27 protein-coding genes and 2 tRNA genes are annotated in these 25,231 nt (G+C 70.4%); 10 read left to right on the top strand and 19 right to left on the bottom strand.

Features of this window, described 5'->3' with window-relative positions:
* Positions 1–7: 7 nt before the first annotated feature.
* Positions 8–748, bottom strand: a complete 741-nt coding sequence (locus tag AC3B5L_RS03035) for an AAA family ATPase (protein WP_187663259.1) — start codon at positions 746–748, stop codon at positions 8–10.
* Positions 749–856: 108 nt separating this feature from the next.
* Positions 857–2,350 (bottom strand): L-serine ammonia-lyase, iron-sulfur-dependent, subunit alpha, encoded by a 1,494-nt coding sequence (locus tag AC3B5L_RS03030; protein ID WP_187663258.1) that lies wholly within the window; start codon positions 2,348–2,350, stop codon positions 857–859.
* 136 nt (positions 2,351–2,486) lie between these two features.
* On the opposite strand from AC3B5L_RS03030, the gene AC3B5L_RS03025 reads away from it, so the two are divergent.
* The gene (locus AC3B5L_RS03025) at positions 2,487–2,759 is read left to right on the top strand and encodes a hypothetical protein (protein ID WP_187663257.1); all 273 of its coding nucleotides are present in this window, start codon (positions 2,487–2,489) and stop codon (positions 2,757–2,759) included.
* Between the two features lie 92 nt (positions 2,760–2,851).
* Here AC3B5L_RS03025 and AC3B5L_RS03020 read toward each other — a convergent pair whose 3' ends face one another.
* Entirely contained in the window at positions 2,852–4,582 is a 1,731-nt protein-coding gene (locus AC3B5L_RS03020; RefSeq protein ID WP_259953670.1) for an L-aspartate oxidase, read from the bottom strand.
* Positions 4,583–4,653: 71 nt separating this feature from the next.
* Between AC3B5L_RS03020 and AC3B5L_RS03015 the strand changes: the two genes are divergently transcribed.
* A complete protein-coding gene (locus AC3B5L_RS03015; RefSeq protein WP_370428368.1) occupies positions 4,654–5,589 on the top strand; it encodes a LysR family transcriptional regulator in 936 nt (311 codons plus the stop codon).
* 77 nt (positions 5,590–5,666) lie between these two features.
* On the opposite strand, the gene AC3B5L_RS03010 is transcribed toward AC3B5L_RS03015, so the two are convergent.
* The 14 genes from AC3B5L_RS03010 to AC3B5L_RS02945 all read right to left on the bottom strand — a co-directional run bounded on the left by AC3B5L_RS03010 (position 5,667) and on the right by AC3B5L_RS02945 (position 16,171).
* Positions 5,667–5,739 (bottom strand) — tRNA-Arg (locus AC3B5L_RS03010).
* A gap of 77 nt (positions 5,740–5,816) precedes the next feature.
* On the bottom strand, positions 5,817–6,401 hold the full coding sequence (locus tag AC3B5L_RS03005) for an asparagine synthase (protein ID WP_187663254.1): 585 nt from the start codon (positions 6,399–6,401) through the stop codon (positions 5,817–5,819).
* A 113-nt stretch (positions 6,402–6,514) separates the two neighbouring features.
* On the bottom strand, positions 6,515–7,375 hold the full coding sequence (locus AC3B5L_RS03000) for a hypothetical protein (RefSeq protein ID WP_490096207.1): 861 nt from the start codon (positions 7,373–7,375) through the stop codon (positions 6,515–6,517).
* Positions 7,375–7,620, bottom strand: a complete 246-nt coding sequence (locus AC3B5L_RS02995; RefSeq protein WP_259953668.1) for a hypothetical protein — start codon at positions 7,618–7,620, stop codon at positions 7,375–7,377. Before AC3B5L_RS02995 ends, AC3B5L_RS03000 begins: the two co-directional genes overlap by 1 nt.
* 101 nt (positions 7,621–7,721) lie before the next feature.
* Positions 7,722–8,381, bottom strand: a complete 660-nt coding sequence (locus AC3B5L_RS02990) for a GntR family transcriptional regulator (protein ID WP_187663251.1) — start codon at positions 8,379–8,381, stop codon at positions 7,722–7,724.
* Positions 8,382–8,450: 69 nt separating this feature from the next.
* A complete protein-coding gene (locus AC3B5L_RS02985) occupies positions 8,451–9,092 on the bottom strand; it encodes an NADPH-dependent F420 reductase (protein WP_259953666.1) in 642 nt (213 codons plus the stop codon).
* Positions 9,093–9,151: 59 nt separating this feature from the next.
* Complete coding sequence (gene sufU, locus AC3B5L_RS02980; RefSeq protein ID WP_259953664.1) at positions 9,152–9,586, bottom strand: Fe-S cluster assembly sulfur transfer protein SufU; 435 nt, start codon at positions 9,584–9,586, stop codon at positions 9,152–9,154.
* Positions 9,583–10,890 carry a cysteine desulfurase gene (locus AC3B5L_RS02975; protein ID WP_259953661.1) on the bottom strand — a complete coding sequence of 436 codons (1,308 nt, stop codon included), beginning with the start codon at positions 10,888–10,890 and terminating at the stop codon, positions 9,583–9,585. The genes sufU and AC3B5L_RS02975 overlap by 4 nt, the downstream gene beginning before the upstream one ends.
* A gap of 143 nt (positions 10,891–11,033) precedes the next feature.
* Positions 11,034–11,837 carry a DUF1206 domain-containing protein gene (locus AC3B5L_RS02970; protein ID WP_259953658.1) on the bottom strand — a complete coding sequence of 268 codons (804 nt, stop codon included), beginning with the start codon at positions 11,835–11,837 and terminating at the stop codon, positions 11,034–11,036.
* A gap of 70 nt (positions 11,838–11,907) precedes the next feature.
* The gene (locus AC3B5L_RS02965) at positions 11,908–12,543 is read right to left on the bottom strand and encodes a GyrI-like domain-containing protein (RefSeq protein WP_259953652.1); all 636 of its coding nucleotides are present in this window, start codon (positions 12,541–12,543) and stop codon (positions 11,908–11,910) included.
* 88 nt (positions 12,544–12,631) lie between these two features.
* The gene (locus AC3B5L_RS02960) at positions 12,632–13,495 is read right to left on the bottom strand and encodes an AraC family transcriptional regulator (protein WP_259953650.1); all 864 of its coding nucleotides are present in this window, start codon (positions 13,493–13,495) and stop codon (positions 12,632–12,634) included.
* Between the two features lie 83 nt (positions 13,496–13,578).
* Entirely contained in the window at positions 13,579–13,713 is a 135-nt protein-coding gene (locus AC3B5L_RS02955) for a methionine/alanine import family NSS transporter small subunit (protein WP_187663244.1), read from the bottom strand.
* Complete coding sequence (locus AC3B5L_RS02950; protein WP_232089177.1) at positions 13,710–15,329, bottom strand: sodium-dependent transporter; 1,620 nt, start codon at positions 15,327–15,329, stop codon at positions 13,710–13,712. Before AC3B5L_RS02950 ends, AC3B5L_RS02955 begins: the two co-directional genes overlap by 4 nt.
* Before the next feature lie 50 nt (positions 15,330–15,379).
* Positions 15,380–16,171, bottom strand: coding sequence for an SDR family NAD(P)-dependent oxidoreductase (locus tag AC3B5L_RS02945; protein WP_490096206.1), 792 nt, complete (start codon positions 16,169–16,171; stop codon positions 15,380–15,382).
* 116 nt (positions 16,172–16,287) lie between these two features.
* Here AC3B5L_RS02945 and AC3B5L_RS02940 point away from each other — a divergent pair, with 116 nt between their 5' ends.
* Positions 16,288–16,779, top strand: a complete 492-nt coding sequence (locus AC3B5L_RS02940; RefSeq protein WP_490096205.1) for a MarR family winged helix-turn-helix transcriptional regulator — start codon at positions 16,288–16,290, stop codon at positions 16,777–16,779.
* 66 nt (positions 16,780–16,845) lie between these two features.
* Here the strand turns inward: AC3B5L_RS02940 and AC3B5L_RS02935 are convergent.
* Positions 16,846–16,934, bottom strand: a tRNA-Ser gene (locus tag AC3B5L_RS02935).
* Between the two features lie 163 nt (positions 16,935–17,097).
* On the opposite strand from AC3B5L_RS02935, the gene AC3B5L_RS02930 reads away from it, so the two are divergent.
* Positions 17,098–17,805 carry an ion channel gene (locus AC3B5L_RS02930; RefSeq protein WP_315637191.1) on the top strand — a complete coding sequence of 236 codons (708 nt, stop codon included), beginning with the start codon at positions 17,098–17,100 and terminating at the stop codon, positions 17,803–17,805.
* Positions 17,806–17,811: 6 nt separating this feature from the next.
* On the opposite strand, the gene AC3B5L_RS02925 is transcribed toward AC3B5L_RS02930, so the two are convergent.
* On the bottom strand, positions 17,812–18,816 hold the full coding sequence (locus AC3B5L_RS02925; protein WP_315637190.1) for a LacI family DNA-binding transcriptional regulator: 1,005 nt from the start codon (positions 18,814–18,816) through the stop codon (positions 17,812–17,814).
* A 148-nt stretch (positions 18,817–18,964) separates the two neighbouring features.
* On the opposite strand from AC3B5L_RS02925, the gene AC3B5L_RS02920 reads away from it, so the two are divergent.
* The 6 genes from AC3B5L_RS02920 to rhaI are packed head-to-tail and all read left to right on the top strand — an operon-like array spanning position 18,965 to position 25,227.
* Complete coding sequence (locus AC3B5L_RS02920) at positions 18,965–20,482, top strand: sugar ABC transporter ATP-binding protein (RefSeq protein WP_490096204.1); 1,518 nt, start codon at positions 18,965–18,967, stop codon at positions 20,480–20,482.
* On the top strand, positions 20,479–21,498 hold the full coding sequence (locus AC3B5L_RS02915) for an ABC transporter permease (protein ID WP_060921423.1): 1,020 nt from the start codon (positions 20,479–20,481) through the stop codon (positions 21,496–21,498). Before AC3B5L_RS02920 ends, AC3B5L_RS02915 begins: the two co-directional genes overlap by 4 nt.
* Positions 21,495–22,598 (top strand): ABC transporter permease, encoded by a 1,104-nt coding sequence (locus AC3B5L_RS02910; protein WP_490096203.1) that lies wholly within the window; start codon positions 21,495–21,497, stop codon positions 22,596–22,598. The genes AC3B5L_RS02915 and AC3B5L_RS02910 overlap by 4 nt, the downstream gene beginning before the upstream one ends.
* A complete protein-coding gene (gene rhaS, locus AC3B5L_RS02905; protein WP_187663236.1) occupies positions 22,595–23,626 on the top strand; it encodes a rhamnose ABC transporter substrate-binding protein in 1,032 nt (343 codons plus the stop codon). Before AC3B5L_RS02910 ends, rhaS begins: the two co-directional genes overlap by 4 nt.
* Positions 23,627–23,683: 57 nt before the next feature.
* Positions 23,684–24,064 carry an L-rhamnose mutarotase gene (locus AC3B5L_RS02900; RefSeq protein WP_187663235.1) on the top strand — a complete coding sequence of 127 codons (381 nt, stop codon included), beginning with the start codon at positions 23,684–23,686 and terminating at the stop codon, positions 24,062–24,064.
* Positions 24,061–25,227, top strand: coding sequence for an L-rhamnose isomerase (gene rhaI, locus AC3B5L_RS02895; RefSeq protein ID WP_259953634.1), 1,167 nt, complete (start codon positions 24,061–24,063; stop codon positions 25,225–25,227). The genes AC3B5L_RS02900 and rhaI overlap by 4 nt, the downstream gene beginning before the upstream one ends.
* Positions 25,228–25,231 lie beyond the last annotated feature (4 nt).

The raw sequence follows: 25,231 nt of genomic DNA, 5'->3' as shown, positions 1-25,231 counted from the left end.
CGTCAGCCTACGGCTCCGCGGAGCCTCGCTCGTCGAGCAGATGCCGGAGATACCGCTGCGGCTGCCCGAGGAACGAGCGCCAGTGGTTCACGATCTCGAGGTCCTCCCAGGCGGCAGGGCGGAGCCCCCACTCCCCGACCTCCAGGATGGTGGCGCCCGGGAGCGCCGCGAGCACCGGGGAGTGCGTGGCGCACAGCACCTGGCCGCCCTCGTCGGCGATGCGCTGCAGCACGGCGATCAGCGTGAGAGTCGAATGGAACGACAGGGCGGCCTCCGGCTCGTCCAGGCAGTAGAACCCCGGATCATCGAAGCGGCTGTCGAGCAGGGCGAGGAACGACTCCCCGTGGCTCATCTCGTGGAAGGGCACGTCGCCGCGCAGGGAGGGGTTCTCCTCGAGGTACGTGTAGAACGAGTGCATCGTCTCGGCCCGCAGGAAGAATCCCCAGCGGTGCGCGCCGACGCCCCGTTGGAGGCGCAGCCAGTCCGACAGCGGCGACTCGGTCGGACGTGTCCGGTGCTGCGCCTGCCGGGATCCGCCTTCCGGGGAGAGACCGTACGCGATCGCGATGCCCTCGACGAGGGTGGACTTCCCGCTGCCGTTCTCGCCGACGAGGAAGGTCACTCCCGGTCCCAGATCCAGTCCCTCGCGCAGCACCTGTGCCACCGCGGGGATGTTCGTCGGCCACGTCCCGTCCGGGGTCGGCGCCTCGTCGTTCGCCCGCACCGCGACGACCGGCTGCTGCCGCATATGCCTCTCCCTTCCCTCCTCCGTCGACCCACCCCTCTGTGTGCCTGCCACCCCTCTTCATGCGCACGCAACGGGCCGGAACGCACGAGAGGGGGTGGGTCGGCGAGGTCAGCACTCGATGACGTTCACCGCCAGACCGCCCTCGCTGGTCTCCTTGTACTTGGTCGACATGTCGAGACCGGTCTGGCGCATCGTCTCGACGACGGCATCCAGCGAGACATAGTGGCTCCCGTCGCCGCGGAGCGCGAGACGTGCGGCGGTGACCGCGGTGGAGGCGGCGATCGCGTTGCGCTCGATGCACGGGATCTGCACGAGTCCGCCGATCGGGTCGCATGTGAGGCCGAGGTGATGCTCCATCGCGATCTCCGCGGCGTTCTCGATCTGCCGGTTCGTGCCGCCCATCACCGCGGTGAGCCCACCCGCGGCCATCGCGCACGCGGAGCCGACCTCGGCCTGACACCCGCCTTCGGCGCCGGAGATCGAGGCGTTGGCCTTGAACAGCGACCCGAGGGCGGTAGCCGTCAGCAGGAACCGGCGGATGCCCCGGCGGCGATTGGCCTCCGCGATCTCCGCGTCCTCCCCGTCGAGTGCGGGAGCGGGCGGCGGGGCCCCGTCGAACCCGAGCAGCGCGCTGCCGACGAGCTCCCCGTACGGCGTCACCGCGTTCCCGGCGCCGAGCCCCGAGTCGGCGAGGAAGCGCCACCAGTACATCGCCACCGCGGGGAGAATGCCCGCCGCGCCGTTGGTCGGAGCGGTCACGACGCGCCCACCCGCCGCGTTCTCCTCGTTCACGGCCAGCGCGAACGCGCCGAGCCACTCGCCGGGCAGCTCTCGGTGCCCCTCGGCTTCGACCGCCTCGAGCTGTGCGCGGATCGTGCCGGCGCGGCGCTTCACCTGCAGCATGCCCGGAAGCACCCCGTCGGCGTGGAGCCCCGCGTCCACGCAGCCCGACATCGCATCCCAGATCGCGTCGAGGCCGGCGGCGACCTCCTCCTCGCTCCGCAGCGCCGTCTCGTTGCGGCGGGCGACCTCCGCGATGGACAGTCCGAGCTCGTCGCACAGGGCGAGCAGCGAGGCGGCATCGGCATACGGCTGCGGGAAGGCGCCGGTGGAGAGCTGCGCTTCCTCCCCCTCGCGCCGGATGAACCCGCCGCCGATCGAGTAGTACGTCTGCTCGAACAGGATGGTTCCGTCCCGGTCACGGGCGATGAGCGTCATGGCGTTCGGATGACCGGGGAGGCGGGTCCGCGGCGCGAACACGATGTCGTCCTTCCGGAACGGCACCGCGTGGGCGCCGTCGATCCGCAGCGGCTCCCCCTCGGGGTAGGCGGACCAGGCCGCGCGCACCGCCGCCGGGTCACAGGTCTCGGGTGCGAGACCGCGCAGCCCCGCGACCACCGCGTCCGGGGTGCCATGGCCGATGCCGGTGGCGCCGAGCGAGCCGTACAGCGTGCATTCGACCCGGGCGATGCGGTCGAGCTCGCCGGAGCCGGAGAGCCGGCGCGCGAAGTCGAGTGCCGCCCGCATCGGTCCGACGGTGTGCGAGCTGGACGGGCCGACGCCGATGGAGAAGAGGTCGAAGGCCGAGACGTACGCAGTCACCCCTCCAGGCTACGCCGACTTCGCGGATCCGGTTCACCGCGATTAACCGCGTCGCCGACGGGTCCGCGTCAAGGCCCTTCATCTCGCGTCGAGGCGGAGGCAGGCTGAGAGCACGACATCGCAGAAAGGGACGATCATGACCGACAACACTCCCGAACCGACCGCGAACGACGAGCTCTCGCCCGAGGCGCAGACCCCCACGCCGACCCCCGCGTCCGACACCTCGGAGGGCGAGGCGACGACGCCGGAGCAGGCGGACTCCCCGGAGGACGCGGACCCGGCCGAGGTCCCGAGCACCGAGGAGCTGGAGGAGCCCAGCACCGAGAAGTCCCCCGGCGAGGAGCCGAAGGCCCCGAAGCGCGACGACCCGGAACCGGATCACGAGGCCGTCGGCCTCGGCGTCGACTGACTCCCTCCCCGAAACCCCGGACTACCGCCGAGACCCCGCCCCGCAGACGTCTGCAGGGCGGGGTCTCGACGCGAGAGCGGGGTCTCGGGGATCTACTCGACGAGCTTGCCGGTCGTGTCGACGTCGCGCACGAGCTCGGCGATCTCCTCGGGGATCGCGGGGATCTCCTCGCGGGTCACGCCGGCGGACGGGGACCACACGAGGTTCACCTGCAGCGTGGGATCGGTGTCCGGGAAGTCGCTGCGGTTGTGGCATCCGCGAGTCTCCCGACGCTCCCGCGCCGCCTCCAGCGTGGCCCGGGCAGCGAGCGCGGAGGCCTTGAGGTCGAACGCGTGCGCGAGGTCCTGGAATCCGGCGATGTCCGGGTGGATGCCGATGTCCTCCATGCGCCCCTCGATCATGTCGAGGTCGGCGAGGCCCGCCTTCAGCCCGTCCTCCGACCGCACCACGCCGGCGTACTCCGTCATGAGGTTGCGGATCGCGCGCTGCAGAGCCCGCACGTTCTCGCGCCCCTCCGCGGCGAGGAGGTCGTCGATCTCGGCACGAGCGGCGGCGACCGCATCGGCCGACCGGCGCTGGGCGTCGAGCCCCGCGGCGTGGGCCATGGCGGCCTGACCGACGATCCGGCCGTAGACGAGCAACTCGATGAGCGAGTTCCCGCCGAGACGGTTCGCGCCGTGGAGTCCGCTCGACGCCTCCCCGATCGCGTACAGCCCGTCGACGTCGGTCTGGTGGTCGTCCGGCCGCACCCACACGCCGCCCATCGAGTAGTGCGCGGTCGGCGCGATCTCGATCGGGTCCGCGGTGATGTCGAGCATCTGCAGCTCCATCATCGTCTGATAGACGCGCGGAAGCCGGGTCATGATGGTCTCGCGGGGCAGGTGCGACACGTCGAGCCAGACGCCGCCGTTCTCCGTACCGCGGCCCTCCTGGATCTCCGTGTAGGCGGCGAGCGCGACACGGTCGCGCGTCGACAGCTCCATCCGCTCGGGGTCGTACTTCTCCATGAACCGCTCGCCCCGGGCATTGCGGAGGATGCCGCCCTCCCCGCGCGCGGCCTCGGAGATGAGGGTGCCGGCGGCGTTCTCGGGCTCGATGATGCCGGACGGATGGAACTGCACCAGCTCGGGGTCGCGGAGTCGCGCCCCCGCCTCGACCGCGAGCCGGAAGGAGTCTCCGGTGTTCTCGTCACGCCTCGACGACGTCCGGCGCCAGATGCGGTTGTGCCCGCCCGCGGCGAGGATCACCGCGTCCGCATGGATGAGGTAGCGCGTGCCGTCCGCCTGATCGAAGCCGTACGCGCCGAAGATGACGTTGTCGCGCACGAGCAGACGGGTGATGTAGACGTTGTCGAGGATGGGGACGTCGAGCTGCTCGGCGCGGGCGACCAGCGTCCGCTGGATCTCGAGGCCGGTGTAATCGCCGGCGAAGGCGGTGCGGCGGTAGGTGTGCGCACCGAAGAAGCGCTGCGAGATGCGGCCGTCGCCCTCGCGGGCGAAGTCCATGCCCCAGCGCTCGAGGTCGCGGATGCCGCGCTCGGCGCCCTGGGTGACGATCTGGACGGTATGGGGGTTGGCGAGGAGGTAGCTTTCCTTGATCGTGTCCGCCGCGTGCTGCTGCCAGCTGTCTTCGGCGTCCATCGTGCCGAGAGCGGCGTTGATGCCGCCGGCCGCGAGCGACGTGTGGGCGTCCTGCCGCGGGCGTTTGCCGACGGCGAGCACGTCGACGCCGTGCTCGGCGACCTCGATCGCGGCGCGGAGCCCGGAGCCTCCGGTGCCGATCACGAGGACCGTGGTGGAGATCTGACGTTCGGGTGCATTCATGCTCTCGACGCTAGTTAGGCGATCCTAATAACTCCAATGCATAGTTCGTCTGGAAACCATGCGGGTACGCTATGGATATGAACCTCGAGCAGCTCCGCGGGTTCGTCGAAGTCGCCCGCCTCGGCCACTTCACCCGCGCCTCCGAGCACCTCCACCTCGCCCAGCCGTCGCTGAGCCGTCAGATCTCGACCCTCGAACGCGAGCTCGGCGCCGAGCTGTTCCATCGCGCGCGCGGCCACATCGCCCTGACGGCGGCCGGGGAGACGGTCCTCCCTCGCGCGCAGCGCATGCTCGCCGAAGCCGACGCCATCCGCGACGAGGTGGCCGAGCTCGCCGGGCTCCGCCGTGGACGGGTGCGACTCGGCGCCCCGCCCACCCTGTGCATCAGCCTCGTGGCGGAAGCTCTCAGCTCGTTCCATGCCACCCACCCCGGCATCGATCTGCACCTCACGGAGGGCGGCTCTCGCCTGCTCGTCGAGCAGCTCGCGGTCGGCGCGGTCGACATCGCCCTCGTGACCCAGTCCGAGGGTCCGGTGCCGGCAGGGGTCAGCCTCACGCACGTCCCGCTGCTCGCCGAGGAGCTCGTGGTGATCTCGTCGGCGGCGGCCCCTCCGGTGACCCACGGCTCGTCCGTGAGCCTGGCGCACCTCGCCACGCTCCCGCTCATCCAGTTCGACGAGAGCTACGAACTGCGCGCCGCGATGGACGCCGTCTTCCGGGCCGCCGATCTCACCCCGACCCTCGCGCTGGAGGGCGCGGAGATGGATGCGGTGCTGCGCTTCGTCGAGCGCGGCGTCGGCGTCGCGGTGGTCCCGGCGATGGTGCTGTACGAACGCCCCGCACTGCGATCCGCGCGTCTCGCCCACCCCGCGATGTCCCGGACGATCAGCCTCGCCCACCGCTCCGACGTGACGCCCGCCGTCGCGGTCGCCGCGATGCGGTCGGCGATCATGGCGACGGCGGCCGACCTCGCGGAACGCGATCCCGCTATCACCAGCCTGCTCTGACCGCGGCACCTGCCCCCGGACAGCGAAAACCCCCGCCGCTTCCGCGACGGGGGTTTCCGTACTGTCTCAACACAGTGTGCGCCTCGAGGGACTCGAACCCCCAACCTTCTGATCCGTAGTCAGATGCTCTATCCATTGAGCTAGAGGCGCAGGACCCGCGGTGCTTTACCGCTCAGCGGGCCGACGACCAGCCTACAACAGACGAGACCGGAAAGCGAAACGAGGGCTCACTCCCCCTTCGCGGCCACCTTCTCCTGCTTCTTCCGCCGCTTCTCCCTGGCCCGCTGCTGCGAGGAGAGCGCCTGCAGGTCGACGAGCCGCAGTGCCTGCATCCGCGCCTCACGCATACGTGCGTAGTCGGGATCCTGATCGGGTCGCATGCCCTCGACGCGCAGTCGACGGTCGAGGTTGTGCCGCACGTCGGCCCAGGCCGCCGCGCGCGCCTCCTCGACGATGCTCTCCAGCTGGGCACGGTCATCCATCATCTCGCGCAGACGCTGCGCGACGCCGAGCGACTGCTTCGCCCGCCTCCGGAGATTGCGCACATCGCGGTCGCGGTAGTCGTGCGTGCCGACCGGATCGGAATGCCGACCGCGGGCGCGCTTGCGCAAGGCCGTGACCGTGGCCGCGGCCTCCTCGGACTCCTCGGCCATCGCCCCGAGCGCAGCCCTCGCATCCTCGACGTACTTGTCGAGGTCGAAGACGCCGTCCTCGGCGATGGTGCCGATGAGGATGTGATTCTTCACGGCGAGGCGCGCAGCGGCCGTCGCGATCGCGACGCCTTCGGCGATGGCATCCGCAGTCCGTCCCACCGGCACCTCCTTCTCTCGAGCGTACCGGTACCGATGCCGCGCAGTCTCGGCCGGATTGGCTCCGGATCAGCATGCCGCACACCTCCGACATCGAAGCCCGTGTCGGGCCGGGGCTAGCGGACGACCCCGACCCAGATACCGGAGGCCCAGGTCTGCTGCTCGCCGGAGCACCCGACCGAACCCGGGAAGCCGCGGACGACGGCCATGCAGTTGGCCAGGAACTCCGGATCGCCGCCGAACATCGTCGCGTAGGCGCCGGACGAGGTGAGGGCACCCCAGACCCGGAACTGATGGATGTGGGCGAGCTCGTGCGCCATCGCCCAGTTCAGGCGTCCGTCGCTCCACCCTGTGATGTCGGCACGGTACTTGATGTAGCCGTTGCTGTTGGCGCAGGCCGGCGCTGTGCCGCCCGCACACGACGACGACTCGTACAGCCCGACGCCCCCGCCGCCCACCCGGTCGAGGGCCGCGCGCACCCGCGCATAGCCGTCCGGCCCGCTCGACGTCCACACGGGCCCGCCGGGACCGGCGCTCTGCGATGCCTGCCACCCTGCGACCTCGGTGCCGACCTTCTGCGTGAGCGCCTCGACCGTCGCGGTCGCCGCGACCACGGTGTCGGGATCGTGGCGCTCGGCGCGCACCGTCTCCTGAGCCGACCGGGCGGACGCGAGATGCGCCGCGGTGTCGACCTTGCCGTCCGCACCACGGAGGACGGCCGCGAGCGTCGAGAGCTCCTCGAGGAACGCGGGACGCACGGCCAGCACGGCGGCCCGATCCGCGGTGTCCTGCTCGGCCTGCGCGACGGCGCCGGACAGGTGGTCTGTGCGCTGCGCGGCGTCGTGCGATCGGTCGGCCAGAACGGAGAGCTGCGCCAACGCCTCCGCCCGCTCGTGGTCCAGCGCGTCGGCCCGGGCGACGACGGCCGCCGCGAGGAGCACGGCCACCGACACCGTCACCGTCAGTTTCCGGCGCATCACGGCAGGAAGCCCGTCGTGTTCGAGAGATCGGCGTCCTGCTCAGCGATACGGGACCGGAGTTCGGTGAGACGCTCCGCGAGGGCGAGGTTCTCCGTCTGCGACTCGTCGAGCACGTCCTCGATCCGAGCGATCTCGGCCTTCACAGCGGCGACGTCCGCGGCACGCTCCTGGTCGGCCACGACGAGGAGCGCAGCACCGCCGAGCAGGAGGATTCCCCCGACGACGACAGCAAGATTTCGCATCTCGCTCCCCAGGACAGCGCGAACAGACCGGACCGACTCCGACCGGACAAGGATACAACCGGCCTTCCGCGCGGTGGGGGTGTCATCGCAGACGGACGCGCTCAGCCAGTCACGGTCTGCGCCAGCCGTCGTTCGGCTGCCGAATGTCCGCTGGCCAGGTGAGCGGGGACCATCCGGCGCACCGCCTCGACGTCCCGCGCGGCGACGGCCTCGAGGATGACGCGGTGCTCGTCCGCCATCGCCGCCAGATCGTCGTGTTGTCCGAACAGCCACCGCAGGCGGGTCAGGAACACCGCGATGAGCTCGCCCAGCATCTCGTTGCCCGCCAGATCGACGGCGATCTCGTGGAACTCGGCCGCCGCTGTGCGCGCGGTCTCGGCGTCTCCTGCCCGCGCCGCCGCAGCCTCGCGCTCATAGGCATCCCGCAGGCGTGCGAGCCCGGCGGCGTCATGCCGCTCGGCCGCGAACACGAAGATGAGGGTCTCGATCGCCTCCCGCACCTCGGCGAAGTTGCGGATGTCGTCATGGGTGAACTCCCGCACGACCGCCCAGGTCCGCGGTCGTGCGACCACCACGCCCTCCGCGACCAGGGTCCTGATCGCCTCCCGCACCGGGAGACGCGACACCTGCAGCTCGGCGGCGATGTCCCGTTCCACGAGACGCGATCCCGGAGGGCGTCGCCCGAGCACGATGTCGTCTCGGAGGATCCTCGTGACCCTGACCGACTCGAGTTCCCCGCCTACCCCCACAGCCCCCGCCATCCGGGCATTCTCGCACCCCGGCCCGGGATTGGCCAAGTTTGGTATCCCAGACCGGAGGCGCGAGCCGACTCAGGGCAGACGGTTCGCCCGCGCGACGTTCGCGGTCAGCTCTTCCGCGTTCTGCCGGACGACGTACGCCGGACGGTCGCGCTCGACCCGCCACGACTCGCTGAGCGGGCCGACGTTGACCGTGTCGAAGCCGGCCTCGTCGTAGAAGCGGGTCACGAAGGCCACAGCCTCGGCGTCATCACCCGCGGTGGCCAGCGCCCGACGGTTCGGCGTACCGGCCGGAGTCCCGTCGGTCGTGATGTCCGCGGCGTAGATGTGGTTGAACGCCTTGGCGATCCTCGACTCCGGGAGCTGCGCCTGCACGAGCTCGGACGTGGTGGTCTCGCCCTTGTCGAGGGCCTCGATGTGCCCGTCGCGCTCGAAGTAGTAGTTGTTCGTGTCGAGCACGATCTTCCCGGCGAGCTGTGCGGCGGGAAGCTGATCGATCGCGTGCAGCGGCACCGTCACCACGGCCACGTCCGCCGCGGCGGCCGCTTCCTCCGCCGTCGCCGCCTTCGCGTGCGGCCCGAGCTCTGCGACGAGGTCGGCCAAGGTCTCCGGCCCTCGCGAGTTCGCGATCACGACGTCATAGCCGTTGGCCACCGCCACTCGGGCGACCTGGCTGCCGATGTTGCCTGCTCCGATGATTCCGAGAGTTGTCATGCTCGGGCCAACGTCTGCCGCCCGATGCTATTCCCGGTCCGAGACAGGAGCGGACGAGGTCAGAGGCGCGTGAGCGCGTCCTCGGCCGCCACCCAGGCCAGCATGGCGCACTTCACGCGAGCCACATACCGGGAGACCCCGCCGAGGGCCGCGGCGTCGCCGAGCAGCTCCTCGTCCGGCTCGATCGTGCCCCGGGAGCGCATCGCCTCGCGGAAGGCCGCGATGCGCACCTCGAGCTCGTCCACGGTGAGGCCTTCGGCGAGCTCGGCGAGCAGGGAGGCGGACGCCTGGGAGATGGCGCACCCGTGCCCCTCCCACGCGATCGCCTCCACGTCGCCGTCGGCGCCGCGATGCACCTGCAGGGTGACCTCGTCGCCGCAGGTCGGGTTGAGCTGATGCGACTGCGCCGCGATCTCCTCGCGGAGCCCGAAGCCGTGCGGCGTGCGCGAGTGGTCGAGGATCAGCTCCTGGTACAGGCTCTGCAGGTCGCTCATGCGCCCCTCCCGAAGAACGCGATCGCCCCGGCGACCGCCTCGATGACGGCATCCACCTCGGACGCTGTCGTGTACAGATAGGTGCTCGCCCTCGTCGACGAGGTCACACCGAGCCGGCGGTGCAGCGGCTGCGCGCAGTGGTGCCCGACGCGCACGGCGATGCCCCGGTCGTCGAGGAACTGCCCGACGTCGTGCGAGTGGATCCCGGCGACGTCGAAGCTTGCGAGCCCCACGCGCGGCAGCTCGATGCCCGCACCCAGGACCCGCACGCCGTCGATCGCCCCGAGCCCGTCGACGAGTCGCTGCCCGAACGCGGCCTCGTGCGCGGCGATGCGATCCATCCCCACCGCGGAGAGGTAGTCGACCGCGGCGGCGAGCGCGATCGCCTGGGACACCCGCTGCGTGCCCGCTTCGAAGCGCTGCGGCGGTGGCAGGTATTCAGCCTCGGTCGTGGTGACGGTCGTGATCATGGAACCGCCCGTGAGGAACGGGGGCATCGCGGTGAGGACCTCGCGACGGCCGTAGAGCGCCCCGATGCCGGTGGGGCCGAGCATCTTGTGGCCGGAGAGGACGGCGAGATCGACCCCGAGCGCGTGGAGGTCCAGCGGCAGGTGCGGAGCCGACTGGCAGGCATCGAGCAGCGTGAGGGCGCCGACCTCCCTGGCCAGCGCGACGAGGGTCTCGACGGGGTTGATCACGCCCAACACGTTCGATACGTGGGTGAAGGCCACGAGCTTCGTGCGCTCCGAGATGAGCTCCGCGGCCGCATCCAGACGGAGGGCCCCGTCGTCGTCGAGCGGGATGACCCGGAGCGTGGCCCCGGTGCGCGCAGCGAGCTCCTGCCAGGGGATGAGGTTGGCGTGGTGCTCCATCTCGGTGGTGACGATCTCGTCCCCCTCGCGGAGCCGGAGGACTGCAGCGGCGGCACCGCCCCGGCCGAGCGAGGCATTGGAGAGGGAGTAGGCGACGAGATTGACGGCCTCGGTGGCGTTCGAGGTCCAGACGATCTCGTCGTCGTCGGCGCCCACGAAACGAGCGAGCGTGCTGCGGGCATCCTCGAACAGCTCGGTCGCCTCTGCCGCGAGCGTGTGGGCGCCGCGGTGGACGGCCGCGTTCATGGTGGTGGCGAAGCGTCGTTCGGCGTCGAGCACGGACTCCGGACGCTGCGACGTCGCGCCCGAGTCGAGGTACGCCAGGGGGTGGCCGTGCACGCGGGTGTGCAGGATCGGGAAGTCCTCGCGGATCCGCTGCACCTCGGTCTCGGTCAGCGGGGTGATCACGTCGACTCCGGGAGAAGCGCTCATCGTTCCAGTCTCCCATCTTCCGCGTGGCCCGGGTCCGGCTCCGGGCGGGCACAGCTTCGGAGACGGGACGAGACACCCCGGGCCGTGCGACTACCGAGCGGCGCGTCGGCGGCGATCTCCGAAGTCGTGCACGGGCGGAAGGACTAGGACATGCGGGCGAGACGGGCCCGCGCGATGCAGAAGGCGCCGTACAGCGCGAAGCCGACGCCGACCGCCCCGAGGATGAGGCGGCCGAACGGCAGGGTGAGGAGACTGTGCAGGGCGGCGTCGAGCCCCGCGGCGCGCTCCGGATCCTGCGTCACAGCGGCCACCACGAACAGCACGCCGGTGACTCCCACCGCGATGCCCTTGCCGATGTAGCCCACGATGCCGAGGGCCATCACTCCGGCTCGGGCGGCTCCGGTCGGCACGTCGATGAGCTTGCGGAACGAGCGCATGACCCCGCCGACGATGAAGCCGATGCCGACACCGATGACGCTGAGACCGATCACCACGAGCAGCACCACCCCGCCGGGCGCGGACAGGACCACCTGGCTCAGGGTCTTCGAGGCGTCGGAGGACTCCGCCCGGCCGCCCACGGCGTAGATGAGCGCCAGTCCGGCGATCACGAGGTACGTGCCGGAGATGCCGAAGAGCTTGAGACGCTTGCCCCACTTCTTCGTCTCGGCGGGGTCGGCGGCGAGGAACCCGCTCGCCACCTGCCACACGGCGAGCGCGAGGAGGCCCACGGCGATCGCGAGCAGCAGCAGTCCCCCGACCGGGTTGTTGCGCACCTGCTCCATCGCGCCGTCCTGGTCGGCGTCACCCGACCCGCCCGCGGCGATCGTGATGGCGATCGCGCCGATGATGATGTGGATGACGCCGAGGACGACGAAACCCGCGCGGGCGGTCCGCCGGAACGCGGTGGAGTCCTTCGCCACGCGCGCCGCATGCTTGACGGTGCTCATGCTCGAAGAGTATCCGCCGCGGGCGGTCGGAATCAGGGGGTTGCTTTCCGCACGCGCGGTGCGGAAGTGCTCAGGTGATCCGCTCCACCGGCTGCCGCAGGATGGTGCGCAGCTTCTCCGGGGCCGTCCGGCGACGGTCGCTGAGGTAGATCTCGTGGTGCCGACCGCGCATCCGCAACCCGTTCTCCGGGACGAACCGCTCGTGCAGCTCCTCCAGCACGGGGCCCTCATCGTCGAACGGTCCGACGTGCACCGTCTGCACGCACAGCCCCTCGTCGAGCACCTCCCGCCGGACCGCGGCCAGCGCCGGGAGCTCCTCCCCCTTCTTCGCGCTCTTCGCCGCGACCGACTCGACCGCGCGGTCGAAGAAGGCGGGAGCGACGTGGTCGCCGACCATGATCATCAGCGTCCAGAGCCAGGTCGACTTGTCGCGCCGGGTGGTGAACGACGCCATGTCGGGCGCGTGCCACAGGCCTTCCAGGGGCATCACGACCTGATCGACGCCGAGCTCGGCACGGCTGGCGAACTTGAGCGTGTACGCCAGCGGGTAGAGGGCAGCGACCGCGTCGAAGAACGCCGGCGCGGTGTTCGGATCGCCGGCGCCGTCGACCATCAGATAGGTCAGTGGCGGCACGTCGAGGATCCGGAAGGTCCCCCGTTTCGCCTGGTACGCATCGAGCGTCTTCTTCGGATCGGTCGCCGTCATGGCCTGCCCCCGCTTCGTCGTCGTGCGGTCAGTGTGCCCCAGGGCACCGACATCGGGTCGAGCCCCACGGGCCCGACCCGATCCACGCTCAGCTCTGCTCGACGGGGAGCCAGAGCTCACAGGAGGCCGTGTCGCCGGTGAACTCCCGGTAGCGGACGATCGAGGGCCCGGGTCGCAGCCGCCACGGGTTCGACGGGAACCACTCGGTCGCCGTCGCCGCCCACAGATCCTGCAGAGTCTCCGGAAACGGGCCGCTCGCGCCGAACACGGCCCACGTGCCCTCCGCCACGCGCAGGGTGTCGAGCTCGTCCGGAACCGCGGTGTCGTCGCGCACGGCCACCCCGTGCAGGTAGGTCAGCGGCGTCCCCTCCGGGGCATCCGGATCGATGTCGGCGGTCACGGCGAGGATGCCCGCGGGCTCCTCGTTGCCGAGCGCCTTGAGGCGGGCGTGCTCCTCCGGCGGGATGGCGGCGATGTGCGCCTGGATGTGCGGATTGACGCCGACGTGGATGAGCGGGACCTCCGCGGCATGACCGACGAGGGCGAACGCGGGGCGGTGGGTGATGGTGACATCCATCGGGGTGCTCCCTTCGACGCTCAGGCGGAACCGGAGCGTGGGTTGTGTGCGGAGAGGACCCCCGTGCCGACGCGCGTCCGCCGGCCCGATGCCGTGCACGGCGCGGAACGCCCGGGCGAACGCCTCGGTCGAGCCGTAGCCGTGCCGAACGGCGACATCGAGCAGACTCGGTGCACCGGCGGCGAGCTCCGCACCCGCGAGCGTCATCCGACGACGCCGCACGTATTCGGTCAACGGCACCCCGGCGAGCGCCGAGAACATCCGGCGCAGGTGGTACTCGGTGGTGCCGTGCGCGCGGGCGAACGCGGCGACGTCGATCTCCTGACCGCTGTCCGCGTCGACGAGGTCGACCAGGGCGTTGAGCGTGCCGATCACGGGGGTCCTCCTTTCCCCACCATCGTGTCGCCGCAGCCCTCCCGGCACCCGATCGTCCCGGTCCGATGCGATCGGGTCGGAGATCAGAGCTCGGTCGGCACCGCCGGCTCGGCGTCCTCCACCTCGGGGTGCCGAGCGAGGTTCACGACGGCGGCGATGAGGCCGCCCCACACCGTGACCATGGCGATGATCATCATGACGATCGCAGTGGTGGTCATGCCCCTGCTCCCTTCGTCTGCGCGGCCGGGACGGCGATGCTCGTCGTCTCCGGATCGGCGGCGTACTCCTCCTGGTCCAGGAAGTCGTCGTAGCCGACGTCGTCCTTGGCGCGGGAGCGCCTGCTCCACGGCACCAGCGACAGCAGTACTCCGCCGACCACCAACGCGATGACCATGCCCCAGCCGAACACGCCGAGGAACCAGCCGGGGTAGCCGCTGTACGGCTCCGCGATCTTCGTCAGGAGTTCGGTGATCAGCAGGTACCCGAGCACGAGCGGGGCCAGCACGCCCACGAGCAGGCGCCAGAGGAGGCCGACGCGGAAGCTCGAACGGCGGTTCAGGTGCTCCTGCAGCTGCGGCAGCTTGTGCAGCACCCAGGCCACGACGATCACCGCGACGAGGGCGACCGCCATGATGCCGAAGGCGTTGACGAAGGCATCAGTGGTGTCGAGTACCGACAGCGCGGTGGTGGTGGAGAACAGCGCGGCGGAGATGATGGCCAGCGGGATCGAGACGACGAGGGTGGTGCGCACCCGCGCCCAGCCGAGCTTGTCCTGCAGTGCCGCGACGATCACCTCCAGGATCGAGATCATCGAGGTGATCCCGGCGAAGACGAGGGCGCCGAAGAACAGCACGCCGATGATCGACCCGCCGGTCGCCTGGGACACGATCGTCGGGAACGCGACGAAGGCGAGGCCGATGCCCGAGGTCGCGACGCCGGAGACATCCGTGCCCTGCGCCTGCGCCATGAACCCGAGGGCCGCGAACACGCCGATGCCGGCGAGGATTTCGAAACCGGAGTTGGCGAACGCGACCACGAGGCCCGAGCCGGTGAGGTCGGTCTTGCGCTTCAGGTACGAGGCGTAGGTCACCATGATCCCGAAGGCGACAGACAGCGAGAAGAAGATGTGCCCGTAGGCGGAGGCCCACACGGCCGGGTCGGCGAGTGCCTCCCAGTTCGGCGTGAAGAAGGCGTTGAGACCGTCCAGGGCGCCGGGGAGGAAGAGGGCCTGCACCACGAGCACGGCGAACATGAGGGTGAGCAGCGGCATCAGGATCATGTTGGCGCGCCCGATACCGCGCTTGACGCCGAGCGCCATGATGATGATGACGATCAGCCACACCGCGATCAGCGGCAGGCCCACCTGCGGCACGAACTCGCCGGAGAGGCCGACCTCCGCGACGTCGGCGGACTGCAGGAAGTCGACGAAGAAGAAGTCGTTCTCGTTGCCCGCTCCCCAGGTGAGCTGGGCCGAGAACCAGGTGTACATGCCGGCCCAGGCGACGATCACGGCGTAGTACACCGCGATGACGACGCAGATCAGCACCTGCCACCACCCCAGCGGTTCGGCGGCCCGGTGCAGGCGTCGGAACGCGAGCGGCGCGGAGCCCCGGAACCGGTGGCCGATCGCGTAGTCCAGGAACAGCAGCGGGATGCCGGCCGTCAACAACGCACACAGATACGGGATGAGGAACGCACCGCCGCCGCCCTCGTAGGCGACGTACGGGAAGCGCCAGATGTTCCCGAGACCCACGGCCGAGCCGATCGCCGAGAGGATGAACACGTTCCGCGAGCCGAAGGCCTCGCGCTGCGGCGTCTGGGTGGGTCTAGGCATGCCCGCGAGGATACCGGAAGCCATGGGCCCCGGCGAGTGACGCGCTCGGGTCAGAGCATCGCCGTCAGCACGCCCCCATCCGCCCGCAGCGCGGCGCCGTTCGTCGCGGAGGCCCGGACGCTGGAGAGGTAGACGACGAGGTCGGCGACCTCGGTCGGATCGAGGAAGCGCTCCAGGAGTGTGGTCGTGTTCTGTCCGATGATCGCCTCTTTCATCACGTCCACGGAGACGGACTGGGCTGCTGCGACGGCGGCGACGCTCGCCGCGACGCCCTCCGAGTAGGTCGGGCCACCCAGGACGGTGTTGACCGTCACGCCGGTGCCGCGGGTGAGCTTGGCCAACCCGTTGCCGAGGGCGATCATCGCCGCCTTCGTCACGCCGTAGTGCACCATGTCGGCCGGGACGTTCACGCCGGACTCGCTGCTGACCAAGACGATGCGTCCCCAGCCCCGGTCCCGCATCCCCGGCAGGAGAGCCCGGGAGAGGCGCACTCCGCTCATCACATTCACCTCGAAGTAGCGCGCCCAGTCCTCATCGGTGATGTCCGCGAAGTCGGCGAGTCCGAAGAGACCGACGTTGTTGACGAGGATGTCCACCTGACCGAGCTTCTCCGTCACCGCGACCACCTGGTCGGGATCGGTGAAGTCCGCGGCGATCCCGGAGACGGCCGCACCGGGATGCGCGAGGGCCACGGCGGCGACCGCCGCGTCGACGCGTCCCTCGTCACGACCGTTGATCACGACATCGACCCCCTCGGCAGCGAGAGCGGACGCGACCGCATATCCGATCCCCTGGCTCGACCCGCTGATGAACGCCCTCTTGCCGCGCAGCCCCAGTTCCATCCGTCTCCCTCTCGCTTCAGCAGACCTCCCGCATGACTTGCCTGAGCAAGTTACACTAGCCGCTGTTCACTTTCCCAAGCAAGCGACGAGCATGGCTCAACCGCTACGGTGGAGGAATGTCGCCGCTCTCCCCCGCCCCCTTGAACGCCGAAGAGATGGACGTCTGGTCGACACTCGCGACGCTCCTCGAACGGCTCCCGGCGGCCCTCGACGCGCAGTTGCAGCGGGACAGCGGGCTCACCCACTTCGAGCACGGGATCCTCTTCGCCCTCGATTCGGCGCCGGAGCGCACCCTCCGCCTCAGCGTCCTCGCCGGCTACGCGAACAGCACGCTGTCCCGGCTCTCCCGCGCCATCACTCGCCTGGAGGCGAAAGGCTGGGTCCGACGCGAAGTCGACGCGGAGGACGGGCGCTTCACCCTCGGCATCCTCACCGACGCCGGCCATCGGAAGGTCGAGGAGTCGACTCCCGCCCACCAGGCCCTCATCCGCCGCGTCGTCTTCGATGCCCTCACACCGGCGCAGGCGCGGCAGCTCGGTGCGGCCAGCCGGAAGATCTCCGCCGCACTCTCCCCTGATCCGACCTGGATGCCCGGGACGCAGGCGTGAGGAGGACAGCCCCGCAGCCGGGAACACGAAAGCCCCGGCGAGCGGACTCGTCGGGGCTTCTCCGTGCGGAGACGAGGGGATTTGAACCCCTGGTCCCCGTGAGGGGACTCCACCTTAGCAGGGTGGTGCACTAGGCCGGACTATGCGACGTCTCCAGGCATCCGGCTCGAGAGCACGGATGCACCCCACCATCATAACGGGTCCGACGCGTGGTCACGAACCGCCGGTCTCGGGACGCTCCCCGGCGCGGGCTGGCCGCCCTGCGATACTGGCCGCACGTTGCGAGGGCCCGCCCCCGCGGACGCGAGAGGAGACGCCATGTCCGAGCCATCGGGAGCGCACGTCCGCGCGGGATTCGCCGCCCCGGCCGACCCGAGGCGCGGTGCCCTCGGCTATGCCGCGGTGCTCGCCCTCCTCATCGTCTCGTACGGACTGTGCGCGGCCCAACCCGGCACGGTTCCCAGCCCCTGGGCGTTCCTGGCGATGCTGGTCACGGTCGCGATCGTGTTCCGCGTGACCAGGGCCCGCGCCCTCGTGCAGCGGGTGTCGTGGGTCGTGCTCTCGGCCGCCGGGCTCGCTGCCCTCCTCGCGGCGTTCTTCGCCACGGACAGTCCGGCCCTCGCCGTCGCCCTCTCCGCCGCCTCCATGATCGCGCTGCTGGTCGCGCCGTGGGCCATCATCGCGCACCAGGTCACCCGCCGAGGCCTCGACGTCGAGGCGCTCCTGGCCGCGGTGACCGCGTACATCCTCGTGGGCATGTTCTTCGCCTTCGTCTACAACCTGCTGTCGCTGCTGCTGCCGACCCCGCTGTTCGGCGATGCGGCGAGCGATTCGCTCGGCAATCAGCTCTTCTTCTCGTTCACCGCCCTGACGACGACGGGCTACGGCAACCTCGTCCCCGTCGGATCGGGGGTGCAGGCGGTGGCCATCGCCGAGGGGATCACCGGGCAGCTCTTCCTCATCACCGCCGTGGCGCGCATCATGCGGGGCGCCAGCGCCCAGCGCTCCACGCCGACGCCGGCCTGACCGCGGTCACTCCCCGGTGGTCGAGCGGCGGGCGACGAGCTCCGGCCGGAACAGCACGTGCTCCGGCGCGGGCGCCACGTCGTCCTGGCCCCGCAGCAGCAGGTCGACCGCGGTGGAGCCGATCAGCGCGGCCGGCTGCCGCACCGAGCTGAGCGGGATCACGGCGGCCGCGGCGAAGTCGATGTCGTCGTAGCCGACGAGCGCGATGTCCTCGGGGACCCGGGCATCGCCGGTCATCACCAGGCTCTGCAGGAGGCCGAGGGCCAGGAGATCGTTCGCCGCGAAGACGGCGTCCGGCCGGTCCCCCGCGGCACGGTCGAGGATCTGCGCCCCGGCGCGCCGCCCCTCCTCGACGGTGAGCGCGGAGGTCGCGATGAACTCCAGCCCGACCCCTGCCGCTGCCGCCGCGGCCTGCGCGCCGCTCAGGCGATCGGAGACCTGGCGCAGCGCGACCGGGCCGCCGACGAAGGCGATCCGGCGACGGCCGACCCCGAGCAGGTGCTCCGTCGCGATGCGTCCGCCCTCGACGTCGTCGACGGCGACGGAGGCGAACCGCTCATCCTGCGATTCCCGGTCGACGAGGACGGCGTGCGTACCGCGCTCATGCATCCGCACCAGCCGCGGCAGGGACTCCGCCACCGGCGTGACGAGCACACCCGTCACCCGCTGCTCCTCGAAGAGGTCCAGGTGCATCGCCTCGCGGTCCTGCTTCTCGTCGCTGTTCGCGACGAGGACGGAGAGTCCGTGCTGGTCGGCGCGCTCCTCGGCCCCGCGGATCACCTCGGCGAAGAACGGGTTCCGGATGTCGAGCACGACGAGCCCGATCGTGCGGCTGCGCCCGGCACGGAGCTGCCGCGCCGCGTCGTTGCGCACGAACCCGAGACGGTCGATGGACGCCTGTACACGAGCGACGGTCTCCGCAGCCACCTTCTCCGGCCGGTTGAGCACGTTCGACACGGTCCCGACGGAGACACCCGCGTCCTCGGCGACCTCCCGCACACTGACGGCCATCGCGCCCTCCCTCCGGTTCCCGCCGCTGAAACGACTCATCCGCGGGGATCGCCTCAGACTCTCACGCCGTATTGACACGCGTCAACACAGCCCCTAGTCTCAACTCCATCAGGGTTTGAAACGATTCATTCCCTCAATGGAGAGAGAAATGATGTCCTCACCCACGACGGCGCCCGTGCTCGAGCTCGCCGACGTCCAGAAGGCCTTCGGGTCGGTGATCGCCCTGCGCTCCGGCACGATCGCCGTCCACCCCGGTTCCATCCATGCGCTCGTCGGTGAGAACGGTGCCGGCAAGTCGACCCTCGTGAAGATCGTCGCCGGTCTTTACCAGCGCGACGGCGGAGTCTTCCGCTTCCGCGGCGAGGACGTCGACTTCACCTCGACCGCGCAGTCGAAGGCCGCAGGCGTCGCGGTGATCTACCAGGAGCCGACACTCTTCCCCGACCTCTCCGTCACCGAGAACATCTTCATGGGCCGTCAGCCGGTCGGGCGGTTCGGACGGATCGATCGCAAGGCCATGCGCCACGAGGTCGAGCGGCTCTTCACCCGCCTCGGCGTCACCATCGATCCCGACCGCCCCGCCGAAGGGCTGTCAATCGCCGACCAGCAGGTCATCGAGATCGCCAAGGCGGTCTCCCTCGACGCCACGCTGCTCATCATGGACGAGCCCACCGCGGCACTCTCCGGCGTGGAGGTGGAGCGCCTGTTCGCGATCGCCCGGAGCCTGCGCGACGAAGGCCGCGGCCTCATCTTCATCTCACACCGGTTCGACGAGGTGTTCGCGCTCTGCGACACCGTGACGGTCATGCGGGACGGCGCGTACATCGCGACCTCCGCCATCGCCGAGACCACCGTGGACGAGCTCGTCCATCAGATGGTGGGTCGCGAGGTGTCCGAGCTGTTCCCGAAGCAGGAGGCGACGATCGGCGAACCGTTGCTCGAGGTCGAGGGGCTGACCAGCCCCGGCCTCTTCCACGACATCTCCTTCTCCGTCCGTGCGGGCGAGATCGTCGGGCTCGCCGGCCTCGTCGGCGCCGGGCGCAGCGAGGTCGCCCGCGCGGTCTTCGGCGTGGACGGGTACCGCGAGGGCAGCGTGCGCATGAAGGGCCGCCGCATCCGCGCCCGCCGTCCGGTGGACGCGATGCGCGCCGGTCTCGCCCTCGTCCCCGAGGACCGCCGGAAGCAGGGCCTCGTCATCGAAGCCGGCGTCGGCGGGAACATCACCCTCGCGATCCGCCGGCGTCTCGCCCGCCTCGGCCTGCTCACCACGGCGATGGAGAACCGCGCCGCTCGGGAGTGGGCCTCGCGGCTCGAGGTGAAGACGCACGCCCTGGACACCGTCGCCGCGACGCTCTCCGGCGGCAACCAGCAGAAGGTCGTCCTCGCGAAGGGGCTCGCCACGCAGCCGCAGGTGCTGCTCATCGACGAGCCCACCCGCGGCATCGACGTCGGCACCAAGTCCGAGGTGCACCGCCTGCTGTCCCAGCTCGCCGGTCAGGGCATGGGCATCCTCATGATCTCGTCCGAGCTGCCCGAGGTCCTCGGCATGGCCGACCGGGTGCTCGTGATGCGCGAAGGTCGCATCACGGCCGAGATCCCCCGCTCGGAGGCCACCTCCGAGAACGTCATGTTCGCCGCGACGCACGCATCGGAGCTCAGCTCGTGACCACCGCCATCCCCGTCTCCGCGCTCACCAAGCGCATCTCCGGTCTCGGCAGGGCCCGAGAGTTCGGCATCCTCCTCGCCCTCGTGCTCGTGGTCACCGCCGCGACCCTCAACAACCCGAAGTTCCTGTTCAGCGCCGACGGCTGGCGCGACCTGCTGCTGACGCCGTCGATCCTCGTGCTCGTCGCGGTGGGACAGGCCATCGTCCTCATCACGCGCAACGTCGACCTGTCCGTGGGTTCCGTGATGGGTCTGACCGCGTACCTGACCGGTCGGCTCTTCATCGACATCCCCGGCCTCCCGATCGTCCTGGTCGTGGTCGCCGCCGTGGTGCTCGGTGCCCTCCTCGGCCTCGTCAACGGCGCGCTCGTCGCGTACGCCAAGGTGCCGGCGATGGTGATCACCCTCGGCACCCTCTACGCCTACCGCGGCATCAACGTGCTGTGGACCGGCAGCGACCGCGTGAACGCCTCCGACATGCCGCGCGACTTCCTCGCCCTCGGCACAGGGCAGCTCCTCGGCATCCCGATCCTCGCGATCGTCGCGGTCCTCGTACTCGCCGTCGCCGCCTGGTACATGAAGAACACCCGCGGCGGCCGGGAGTTCTACGCGATCGGCTCCGACCCCGCGGCGGCCGAGCTCTACGGCCTGCGCGTCACCCGCCGCGTGCTCACCGCGTTCGTCCTGTCGGGAGCTCTCGCCGGACTCGCCGGCGTCTTCTACGCGGCCCGGTACGGCACCATCAACTCCCAGGCGGGAGCGGGATGGGAGCTGGACGCGGTGGGCGCGGCCGTCATCGGCGGCGTCGCGATCACCGGCGGCATCGGCTCGGTGTGGGGCGCCGCGATCGGCGCCGTGCTGCTGCTGACCATCAACCGCGCACTGCCGATCCTCGGCATCCCCGACTTCTGGCAGCGTGCCGTCGTCGGCCTGCTCATCATCGGCGCCATCGTGCTCGACCGCGTGCTCGCGGTGCGGCAGAGACGGCGGCTCATCGAGGCGAGGGACGAATCATGACCACCGCGACCGCCACCGCGACCACCCGCGTCATCCGCGACTACGACAAGCCCCTGTGGCGCCGGCTCCTGCTCACGCGCGAAGCCGCGATCGTCGGCCTGCTCCTGCTCGTCGCGGTCGTCTCGGCCTCCAGCATCCGCGGGTTCGGACAGCCCATCACGCTGACCTACCTGCTGCTCGACATCGCGCCGATCCTCCTGATCGCCCTGCCGATGACCCTCATCATGATCACCGGCGAGATCGACCTCTCGGTGGGCAGCATGGTCGGGCTGTCCAGCGTCGTCACCGGCGCGCTGGTGCAGGCGGGGCTCCCGTTCGAGCTCGCCGCGCTCGCCGCCCTCGTCGTGGGCGTGGTCGGCGGAGCGTTCAACGGCTTCCTCGTGACCGTCGTCGGACTACCCTCGCTCGCCGTCACGATCGGCACGCTCGCCCTCTTCCGCGGCCTCGCCGTCGCGCTGCTGGGCACGGCCGCCGTCACCGACTTCCCGGAGTTCTGGACGGCTCTCGCCAAGGCGAAGATCGCGGGCACCCCGATCCCCGTCATCACGATCCCGTTCCTCCTGCTCGTCGCGGTCTTCTCGGTCCTGCTGCACTTCACGCCGTTCGGCCGCGGGGTGTACGCGATCGGTCTGTCGAAGGACGCGGCGCACTTCTCCGGTGTGCACGTCGAGCGCACGAAGCTCATCCTGTTCGTGCTGTCCGGAGCGGTCGCCGCGTTCGCCGGCATCTTCTATACGCTCCGCTACGGCAGCGCCCGCGGCGACAACGCCACCGGCCTCGAGCTCCAGGTCATCGCGGCCGTCGTGCTCGGCGGGGTGTCGGTGTTCGGCGGTCGCGGCAAGATCTACGGCGTCATCGCCGCCGCCTTCCTCATCGGGGCGCTCGCGAGTGCACTCCGCCTGGTGAACGTCACCTCCGACGTCATCAACATCATCACCGGCACGCTCCTCGTGATCTCGGTGGTGGCCGCAAGCTTCCTGGCCTGGCTGCAGAAGGCACGCCGCCGACCGGGCAGACCCCCCGCCGGTGCCGCCACAGCGACGAAGGCACCGATGGACGCCGCATCCGCGGCATCTCCCGACGAAAGGAACGAACAATGACGTTTGCACGCAAGCGTGTCACCGCCTTCGCCGCCCTCGCGGTGGCGGCGGCGGTCGCACTCACCGGCTGCGCCGGCTCCACCGACGGCGGAGGAGACGGCGGCGGCGACGGGTCGGACGCCTCGATCACCTTCCTGCCCAAGAACCTCGGCAACCCGTACTTCGACACGTCCAGTGAGGGCGGCAAGAAAGCCGTCGAGGAGTTCGGCGGCACGTTCTCCGAGGTCGGCCCGGCCGAGGCCACGCCCGACGCCCAGGTCAGCTACATCAACACGGCCACGCAGCAGGGAGTCGGCGCCCTCGTCGTCTCGGCCAACGACCCGCAGGCCATCTGCGACGCGTTGAACGAGGCCAGGGACGCCGGCGTCAAGGTCGTCACCTTCGACTCCGACACCAACACCGACTGCCGCGACCTGTTCATCAACCAGGCCGACTCCGAAGGCATCGCGAAGGTGCAGATCGACCTCATCGCCGAGCAGATCGGCGGCGCCGGGGAGATCGCCATCCTCTCCGCCTCGGCCAACGCCACGAACCAGAACGCCTGGATCGAGCTGATGGAGGAGTACGTCGCCAGCGAGTACCCCGACATCACGATCGTGGAGACGGTCTACGGCGACGATGACGACCAGACGTCGTTCGACAAGACGGCCGCGCTGCTGCAGACCCACCCCGACCTCAAGGGCATCGTCTCGCCCACCACGGTCGGCATCGCCGCCGCGGCGCGCTACCTGTCGACGTCCGACTTCAAGGGCCAGGTCGCGCTGACCGGCCTCGGCACGCCCAACCAGATGCGCGAGTACGTGGAGGACGGCACCGTCACCGCCTTCGCGCTGTGGAACCCGGCCGACCTCGGCTACCTGGCCGCCTACGCCGCGCAGGCCCTGATCGCGGGTGACATCACCGGTGAGGAAGGCGACACCTTCGAGGCCGGCGACCTCGGCGAGTACACCGTCGGCGCCGACGGCGTCGTCCTGCTGGGCGACCCGTTCGTGTTCGACGCCGACAACATCGGCGACTTCGACTTCTGAGTCGCCCTCCGGCCGGCGCTCCCCGCGGGCGCCGGCCGGACCTCCGAGAGGAATCGCATGACCCGCGTCGCCTTCCAGCTCCAGGTGAAGCCCGAGCTGCTGTCCGAGTACCTCGCCCGCCACACGCCGGTGCGTCCCGAGATGCTCCGCGAGATCGCGGCCGCCGGCCGGCGCGACTACAGTCTCTTCCTCGGTGCCGGCGGCGTGCTCTTCGGCTACTACGAGACCGATGACGATGCGGCCGCGCAGGCCTACCTCGCCGCCTCCCCCGTCGCCGCACGCTGGGAAGCCGAGATGGCCCCCTTCTTCCTCGACCTCGACGGCCGTCCCGATCAGGCCGCCACCCCTCTCACCGAGGTGTTCCACCTCGAAGACCAGCTCGCCGCCGCCGGCGAGAGCGCCACACCCGCCACCGACAACGAAGGCCGTGCATCGTGAGCATCCTCACCCCCGACATCCTCGCCGCGCTCGAGAAGCAGAGCATCGAGCTGCCCAGCTGGGCGTTCGGCAACTCCGGGACCCGGTTCAAGGTGTTCAGCACTCCCGGCACGCCCCGCGACCCGTACGAGAAGATCGCGGACGCCGCGCAGGTCCACGCCCACACCGGGCTCGCCCCGACCGTGGCGCTGCACATCCCGTGGGACCTCGTCGACTCGTTCGACGACCTGCGACGTCACGCCGAGGACCAGGGCGTCTCCCTCGGCACGGTGAACTCCAACACCTTCCAGGACGACGACTACAAGTTCGGCGCCCTCACCCACGAGGATGCGGCCGTCCGCCGCAAGGCCATCGATCACCACCTGGCCTGCATCGACGTCATGGACGCGACCGGCAGCCGCGACCTGAAGATCTGGCTCGCGGAGGGCTCGAACTATCCCGGGCAAGCGGATCTGCGCGGGCGGCAGGATCGGCTGCACGATTCTCTGCAGCAGATCTACGCGCGCCTCGGCGACCACCAGCGCCTCGTGCTCGAGTACAAGTTCTTCGAGCCCGCGTTCTACCACACCGACGTGCCGGACTGGGGGACGTCCTACGTGCAGGTGACCGCCCTCGGTGACAAGGCGATGGTCTGCCTCGACACCGGTCACCACGCGCCGGGCACCAACATCGAGTTCATCGTCATGCAGCTGCTGCGCCTCGGGAAGCTCGGCTCGTTCGACTTCAACTCCCGCTTCTACGCGGACGACGACCTCATCGTGGGTGCCGCCGACCCGTTCCAGCTGTTCCGGATCCTGTTCGAGGTGATCCGGGGCGGAGGGCTGAACAACCCCGACGTGGCGTTCATGCTGGACCAGTGCCACAACATCGAGGACAAGATCCCCGGACAGATCCGCTCCGTGCTGAACGTGCAGGAGATGACAGCGCGTGCGCTGCTCGTCGACCGCGAAGCCCTGACGACCGCTCAGCGCAGCGGGGACGTGCTGACGGCGCACGCCGTCTTCATGGACGCCTTCTCCACCGACGTCCGTCCGGCGCTGGCCGAATGGCGAGAGGGACGGGGTCTCCCCGCCGACCCGATGGCGGCCTACGCGGCCTCCGGGTACGGGCAGCGGATCGCGGAGGAGCGCGTGGGCGGCGTGCAGGCCGGCTGGGGGGCCTGAGCCG

Source organism: Microbacterium sp. C-MGS6 (assembly GCF_058140415.1).
Note: the sequence above shows the minus strand (reverse complement) of the source record. Positions and strands in the feature narration are given on the sequence as shown.

What these genes read in the sequence shown, in the direction of transcription:
- sufU (WP_259953664.1), bottom strand. Translation starts at nt 9,586, where the DNA reads ATGAGCGACCTGCAGAGCCTGTACCAGGAGCTGATCCTCGACCACTCG.
- AC3B5L_RS03020 (WP_259953670.1), bottom strand. Translation starts at nt 4,582, where the DNA reads ATGAATGCACCCGAACGTCAGATCTCCACCACGGTCCTCGTGATCGGC.
- AC3B5L_RS02955 (WP_187663244.1), bottom strand. Translation starts at nt 13,713, where the DNA reads ATGACCACCACTGCGATCGTCATGATGATCATCGCCATGGTCACGGTG.
- AC3B5L_RS02945 (WP_490096206.1), bottom strand. Translation starts at nt 16,171, where the DNA reads ATGGAACTGGGGCTGCGCGGCAAGAGGGCGTTCATCAGCGGGTCGAGC.
- AC3B5L_RS02900 (WP_187663235.1), top strand. Translation starts at nt 23,684, where the DNA reads ATGACCCGCGTCGCCTTCCAGCTCCAGGTGAAGCCCGAGCTGCTGTCC.
- rhaS (WP_187663236.1), top strand. Translation starts at nt 22,595, where the DNA reads ATGACGTTTGCACGCAAGCGTGTCACCGCCTTCGCCGCCCTCGCGGTG.
- AC3B5L_RS03015 (WP_370428368.1), top strand. Translation starts at nt 4,654, where the DNA reads ATGGATATGAACCTCGAGCAGCTCCGCGGGTTCGTCGAAGTCGCCCGC.
- AC3B5L_RS02985 (WP_259953666.1), bottom strand. Translation starts at nt 9,092, where the DNA reads ATGACAACTCTCGGAATCATCGGAGCAGGCAACATCGGCAGCCAGGTC.
- AC3B5L_RS02965 (WP_259953652.1), bottom strand. Translation starts at nt 12,543, where the DNA reads ATGACGGCGACCGATCCGAAGAAGACGCTCGATGCGTACCAGGCGAAA.
- AC3B5L_RS02925 (WP_315637190.1), bottom strand. Translation starts at nt 18,816, where the DNA reads ATGGCCGTCAGTGTGCGGGAGGTCGCCGAGGACGCGGGTGTCTCCGTC.
- AC3B5L_RS02975 (WP_259953661.1), bottom strand. Translation starts at nt 10,890, where the DNA reads ATGAGCGCTTCTCCCGGAGTCGACGTGATCACCCCGCTGACCGAGACC.
- AC3B5L_RS02930 (WP_315637191.1), top strand. Translation starts at nt 17,098, where the DNA reads ATGTCCGAGCCATCGGGAGCGCACGTCCGCGCGGGATTCGCCGCCCCG.
- AC3B5L_RS02950 (WP_232089177.1), bottom strand. Translation starts at nt 15,329, where the DNA reads ATGCCTAGACCCACCCAGACGCCGCAGCGCGAGGCCTTCGGCTCGCGG.
- AC3B5L_RS03025 (WP_187663257.1), top strand. Translation starts at nt 2,487, where the DNA reads ATGACCGACAACACTCCCGAACCGACCGCGAACGACGAGCTCTCGCCC.
- AC3B5L_RS02995 (WP_259953668.1), bottom strand. Translation starts at nt 7,620, where the DNA reads ATGCGAAATCTTGCTGTCGTCGTCGGGGGAATCCTCCTGCTCGGCGGT.
- AC3B5L_RS02970 (WP_259953658.1), bottom strand. Translation starts at nt 11,837, where the DNA reads ATGAGCACCGTCAAGCATGCGGCGCGCGTGGCGAAGGACTCCACCGCG.
- AC3B5L_RS03000 (WP_490096207.1), bottom strand. Translation starts at nt 7,375, where the DNA reads ATGCGCCGGAAACTGACGGTGACGGTGTCGGTGGCCGTGCTCCTCGCG.
- AC3B5L_RS02940 (WP_490096205.1), top strand. Translation starts at nt 16,288, where the DNA reads ATGTCGCCGCTCTCCCCCGCCCCCTTGAACGCCGAAGAGATGGACGTC.
- AC3B5L_RS02990 (WP_187663251.1), bottom strand. Translation starts at nt 8,381, where the DNA reads ATGGCGGGGGCTGTGGGGGTAGGCGGGGAACTCGAGTCGGTCAGGGTC.
- AC3B5L_RS03035 (WP_187663259.1), bottom strand. Translation starts at nt 748, where the DNA reads ATGCGGCAGCAGCCGGTCGTCGCGGTGCGGGCGAACGACGAGGCGCCG.
- AC3B5L_RS02910 (WP_490096203.1), top strand. Translation starts at nt 21,495, where the DNA reads ATGACCACCGCGACCGCCACCGCGACCACCCGCGTCATCCGCGACTAC.
- AC3B5L_RS02920 (WP_490096204.1), top strand. Translation starts at nt 18,965, where the DNA reads ATGATGTCCTCACCCACGACGGCGCCCGTGCTCGAGCTCGCCGACGTC.